The sequence below is a fragment of the Kineococcus gurbantunggutensis genome (assembly GCF_050871925.1).
In the GTDB taxonomy this organism is placed as follows: domain Bacteria; phylum Actinomycetota; class Actinomycetes; order Actinomycetales; family Kineococcaceae; genus Kineococcus.
Genome location: NZ_JBJLSG010000235.1, coordinates 1 through 5,399, shown reverse-complemented (window position 1 = coordinate 5,399; position 5,399 = coordinate 1). Strand labels below are relative to the sequence as shown.

5 protein-coding genes are annotated in these 5,399 nt (G+C 74.8%); 1 reads left to right on the top strand and 4 read right to left on the bottom strand.

The genetic code is table 11. The annotated features are described in order from the left end of the window. The 4 genes from ACRYR7_RS23980 to ACRYR7_RS23965 form a co-directional block, all read right to left on the bottom strand. Positions 1 to 268 (bottom strand): RpiB/LacA/LacB family sugar-phosphate isomerase (locus ACRYR7_RS23980; RefSeq protein WP_432574789.1); only part of this gene is annotated, 268 nt, incomplete at its 3' end. A gap of 29 nt (positions 269 to 297) precedes the next feature. Then, the gene (locus tag ACRYR7_RS23975) at positions 298 to 2,007 is read right to left on the bottom strand and encodes a dihydroxyacetone kinase family protein (protein ID WP_432574788.1); all 1,710 of its coding nucleotides are present in this window, start codon (positions 2,005 to 2,007) and stop codon (positions 298 to 300) included. A 23-nt stretch (positions 2,008 to 2,030) separates the two neighbouring features. Beyond that, on the bottom strand, positions 2,031 to 2,942 hold the full coding sequence (locus ACRYR7_RS23970) for a sugar phosphate isomerase/epimerase family protein (RefSeq protein WP_432574791.1): 912 nt from the start codon (positions 2,940 to 2,942) through the stop codon (positions 2,031 to 2,033). A 207-nt stretch (positions 2,943 to 3,149) separates the two neighbouring features. Further along, the gene (locus ACRYR7_RS23965; protein WP_432574786.1) at positions 3,150 to 3,857 is read right to left on the bottom strand and encodes a GntR family transcriptional regulator; all 708 of its coding nucleotides are present in this window, start codon (positions 3,855 to 3,857) and stop codon (positions 3,150 to 3,152) included. 71 nt (positions 3,858 to 3,928) lie between these two features. Here ACRYR7_RS23965 and ACRYR7_RS23960 point away from each other — a divergent pair, with 71 nt between their 5' ends. After that, the gene (locus ACRYR7_RS23960) at positions 3,929 to 5,314 is read left to right on the top strand and encodes a M20/M25/M40 family metallo-hydrolase (RefSeq protein WP_432574785.1); all 1,386 of its coding nucleotides are present in this window, start codon (positions 3,929 to 3,931) and stop codon (positions 5,312 to 5,314) included. Positions 5,315 to 5,399: the final 85 nt, after the last annotated feature.

Genomic DNA, 5,399 nt, shown 5'->3' with positions numbered 1-5,399 from the left:
GGATGCCCTTGACCTTGTTCGCGGCGATGGCCACGCCCATGCCGGTGCCGCACACGAAGATGCCGCGGTCGGCCTCCCCGGCGGCGATCTTGCGGGCGCCGGCCACGGCCACGTGCGGGTAGGCGGTCTTGTCGCTGTCGGAGCCCACGCCGACGTCGATGACCTCCTTCACGCGGGGGTCCTTGAGCAGGTCGGCCTTGATGGCGTCCTTGTAGCCCACGCCCGCCTCGTCGGCGGCGAGGACGACGCGCCACTGCAGCTCGGTCATGTCCTTCTCCTTCTCTCGGTGGGGTCGGCTCAGAGCCGGTCGGCGACGGTGCGGGTGACCAGCGCCAGCGACACGGCGCCGGCGTCGGGGTGGCCCAGGGAGCGCTCGGCCAGGGGGCGGGCGCGCCCGATCTGCGGGCGCAGGTCCTTGGTGGCCTCGGCCGCGGCGGTGGAGGCCTGCGCGGCCGCCGCCCAGGCGGTCTTGAGGTCGTCGCCGGCGCCCACGCGCTCGGCGAGAGCCTCGGCGAAGGGGACCTGCGCGTCGAGCATGGTCTTGTTGCCCACGCGCGCACCGGCCAGGCGCTGCACGGCCTCCACGGAGGCGCTGGCCCCGGCGGCGACCTGCTGCGCGGTGGGGGCGGCGGTGTCGCCGAGCTGGTCGGCGAAGGCGTGCAGCAGCACGCCCCAGATGACGCCGGAGGTGCCCCCGGCGCGGTCGGCCCAGGCGCCGCCGGCCGCGGCCAGCGTGGCGGCGGCACCGGCGCCGGCGTCGGCGGCGCGGCGCGCGGCCTGCGCGGCGGCGACCGAGCCGTTGACCATGCCGGTGCCGTGGTCGCCGTCGCCGGCGATGGCGTCGATGCGCCCCAGCTCGGCCTCGGCGTCCTTGAGCGCGTCGCGCACGGCCTCGATCAGGGCGGCGACCTTCTGGCCGGCCTCGGCGGCCTCGGCCGGGGTGCCGGAGTAGTCCGCCACCTCGTCCTCGGGCACCTGGTACACCGGCGCCGGGGTGGTCTCGATGACCGGCCCGACGGACAGCGCCGGGCACTGGGCCGGGGCGCTCCACAGCGTCTCCAGCTCCTCGTCCAGCCAGGTCACCGTCAGCGAGGCGCCGGCCATGTCCAGGGAGGTGACCAGCTCGCCGACCTGCGGGGCGACGATCTCGTAGCCGGCCGCGCGCAGGCGCTTGGCGATCGGCCCGTAGAGCAGGAAGAGCTCCTCGTACTTCGTGGAGCCCAGGCCGTTGACCAGCACGGTGATGCGCCCGGTGTCCGGGGCGCCGGCGGGCTTGCCGTCCAGCACGCGCTGCACGAGCAGCTCGGCGATCTCCTCGGGGGAGCCGATGGGCTCCTCGGAGATGCCGGGCTCGCCGTGGATGCCCAGCCCGACGCCCATGTGGCCCTTGGCGACCGTGAAGAGCGGCTCGGACTCGCCGGGCAGGGTGCACCCGGCGAAGGCGATGCCCATCGAGCGGGTCAGGTCGTTGGCGTGGCGCGAGACGCGCACGACGCCGTCGAAGTCGTAGCCGGCCTCGGCGGCCGCCCCGGCGATCTTGAAGGCGACGACGTCGCCGGCGATGCCGCGGCGCTGGCCGTTGGCGCCCTGGCCCTCGGAGGCCACGTCGTCGGTGACCACGAGCAGCTCGGCGGGGATGCCCTCGGCGCGCAGGCGCTCGGCGGCCAGGCCGAAGTTGAGGATGTCGCCGGCGTAGTTGCCGAAGCCCAGGACCACGCCGCCGCCGCGGTTGGCGGCCTTGGCCACGTCGTAGACCCAGCGGGTGGAGGGCGAGGCGAAGACGTTGCCGCACACCGCGCCGTCGGCCAGGCCCGGGCCGACGTAGCCGGCGAAGGCCGGGTAGTGCCCCGAGCCGCCGCCGACGACCACGGCGACCTTGCCCTCGGGGGTGGCGGTGGAGCGGACCACGCCGTGGGGCACGGGCTGCACGTACTGCGCGTACAGGTCGGTGAAGCCGGCCATCGCGTCGTCCACGAACGAGGACGGGTCCCCGAAGATCTTCGTCATGTCGAACGGTCTCCTTCGATCGCTCAGAGGGTGCGGAACGGCGCCCAGGCCGTCTGCTTGGGCAGCACGCGGCGGATGTACTCGCGGTTGGTGGCACCGACGCTGATGCTGTCGCCGCCGTAGTGCTCCACGCAGAACGTCCCGCGGAAGCCGGACTCGAGCGCGATGGCGATCGCCTTGCGGTAGTTGATGGTGCCGAACTCCAGCGGCGCGGGGTGCGTGCGCACCGAGCCGGTGCTGGGCTCCTCGTCGCGGTAGTAGTTCTTCAGGTGCCAGTAGTTGGTGTGCGGCAGCATCTTCGCCGCGATCTCCTCCCACGGCTCCACGGGGCGGTGCAGGCGCCAGATGTTGCCGAAGTCGGGGTTGAGGCCGACGTTGTCGTAGCCCACCTCGTGGATGAACCGCACGGCCGAGTCGGCGGTGCCGAGGTAGGTGTCCTCGTACATCTCCAGCGCGATCTGCACCCCCACCTCCTGGGCGTGCCGGGCCAGCTCCTGGATCTTCTTCACCGCGGTGCGGCGGGCCTCGTCGGAGAAGTCGTCGGCGTAGCCCGGCTCCAGCCAGAACCACAGCGCCTTCGCCTGCGCCGGGGTGAAGCCGCGCATGAAGCCGAAGTTGACCAGCGGGATGCCGATGGCCGCGCACGCGTCGATGGCGCGGTGCGAGTAGGCGAGGTTCTCGTCGGCCTTCTCGTGGTCCATGACGCTGCGGCGCGAGGTGGAGAACGCCGGGATGGTCAGGCCGGCGGCGCGCACGGTGCGCGCGAACTCCTGCAGGCGCTCCGGGGACAGGTCCGCGATGCGGATCCAGGTGTCCGTCGGGTCGATGCTGGTGTAGCCGGCGTCGGTCATCACCTCGAGGGTGGCCGCCCAGCCCTCGGCGGGCTGGTCCTGCACGGTCGTGCCGTCGGGCAGCACGTGCGGGTGCGGCATCATCGGGACGGTGATCGGCCAGTTCTCGCGCGTCAGCGTCTCGGGGTAGCCGTCGAAGACGGTCGTGCGCTGGGTGGGCTGTGCGGCGTCGTCGCTCACGTATCGCTCCATCGGGACTCCGGGTCCCAGATTCTATAGAAAATCAGGACGTGGAGCAGAGTGCCCCACGACCGCCCAACTGTCAACGGCGCCCGCGCGTGCCCGGCCCCCTCAGCCGGGCGCGGCGCGCTCGAGCACCGCCCGCAGGTGCACCCGCATCGCCTCCGCGGCCGCGCCGGCGTCGCGCGCCTCGAAGGCCCGCACGATCGCCTCGTGCTCGGCGACGGACTCCGCGGAGTCCGGCACGTGCTGCTCGACCTGGTGCAGGCGCTGCACGAAGCCGCGGAAGGAGTCCAGCGTGCGCACGATGAACGGGTTGCCGGTGCCCTCGGCCACGAGCTCGTGGAAGGCCCAGTCCGCGGCCAGGTAGTCCTTGAAGCCGCTGTAGCCGGGGCCGGTGGGGGCGCGGCGCTGGCGCTCCACCGCCGCGTGCAGCCGCGCCACGAACGCGTCGTCGGCGCGGTCGCAGGCGCGCTCGGCGTTGCCCGGCTCCACCAGCAGGCGCACGTCCACCAGCTGCGCCAGCTCGCGCGCCGACAGCAGCGGCGCCGCCCGGTACCCGCGCCGCGCGCTGCGCACCACCAGGCCGGTGCCCTCCAGGCGCGCCAGCGCCTCGCGCACCGGCGTGGCCGAGACCCCCAGCCGGTCGGCCAGGCCCTGCGTGCGCAGCGCCGCGCCCGGTTCGACGCCGCGGCTCATCAGCAGCTCCAGCAGCGCGTCGTGGACGGCGTCGGTGACCCCGCGGTGCTCCTCGGCCGTCCACGAGGACGGCCCGTCCGGGCGCGCGAGGGACGCGGCGCCGGGTGGTGGGGTTCCCATGGCACGGGGACGTTACCGCCCGTGCCGGGCCCGGCCCGCGCACCCGCCCGGGGCCGTCTAGCGTGGCGCGCGTGAGCACCCAGGACAGCGCGGCGGGGAACGAGCGGCAGGCGGACGGGCGCGGGGGCGGCGGGCTCGCCGCGCAGGCCCGGCAGGAGGCGCAGGACGAGGTCGTCGACCTCGCCCGCGACCTGATCCGCATCGACACCTCGAACTACGGCGACGGCTCCGGCCCCGGCGAGCGCGCGGCCGCCGAGCACGTCGCGGCCCTGCTGCACGAGGTCGGCCTGCAGCCGGAGTACCTCGAGGGCTTCCCCGGCCGCGGCAACGTCGTGCTGCGCATCCCCGGCGACGAGCGCGGCACCGCCGAGCGCGGCGCGCTGCTGCTGCACGGCCACCTCGACGTGGTGCCCGCCCGCGCCGCCGACTGGAGCGTGGACCCCTTCGCCGGCGAGGTCGCCGACGACTGCCTGTGGGGGCGCGGCGCGGTGGACATGAAGGACATGGACGCCATGCTCCTGGCCGTCGTGCGCGACCTGGCCCGCACCGGCCAGCGCCCCCCGCGCGACCTCGTCGTGGCGTTCCTGGCCGACGAGGAGGCCGCCGGCGTGCAGGGCGCGGAGTGGCTCGTGCACCACCGCCCCGACCTGTTCGAGGGCGTCACCGAGGCCGTCAGCGAGGTGGGCGGCTTCTCCGTCGACCTCGACGGCCGGCGCGCCTACCTGCTGCAGACGGCCGAGAAAGGCCTGGCCTGGCTGCGCCTGGTGGCCCACGGGCGCGCCGGGCACGGCTCGCAGGTCGGCACCGACAACGCCGTGACGCGCCTGTGCGCGGCCGTGGCCCGCATCGGCGCCCACGAGTGGCCGATCGAGTACACCGCCACCGTGCGCGAGTTCCTCCAGGGCGTCTCGGAGATCACCGGGGTGCGCTTCGACGAGGACGACCCCTCCGCGCTGCTGGCGAAGCTGGGCACCACCGCGCGCTGGGTGGGCGCCACCCTGCAGAACACCGCCAACCCCACCGTGCTGGAGGCCGGGTACAAGCACAACGTCATCCCCGGCACCGCCACCGCGCTGGTCGACTGCCGCTTCCTGCCCGGCCGGCAGGAGGAGCTGCTGAGCACGATCCGCGAGCTGGCCGGCGAGCGGGTGGACGTGGAGACCGTCAACGAGAGCGTGGCGCTGGAGACCGGCTTCGCCGCGCCGCTGGTGGACCGCATGCGCGACGCGCTGGAGGTGGAGGACCCCGGCGCCGCGGTGCTGCCGTACTGCCTCGCCGGCGGCACCGACAACAAGTCCTTCTCCCACCTGGGCATCCGCGGCTACGGCTTCGCCCCGCTGCGGCTGCCCGCGGGCATGGACTTCGCCGGGATGTTCCACGGCGTGGACGAGCGGGTGCCGCTGGACGCGCTGCGCTTCGGGGTGCGGGTGCTGCAGCGCTTCGTGGCCACCTGCTGAGGCTCCGCGGCCACCTGCTGGACCCGCCGGCCCCGCCGGCGGCCCCCCGCCCGGGGGGGGGGTCCCGGGCGCCGGGGGGGGCGGG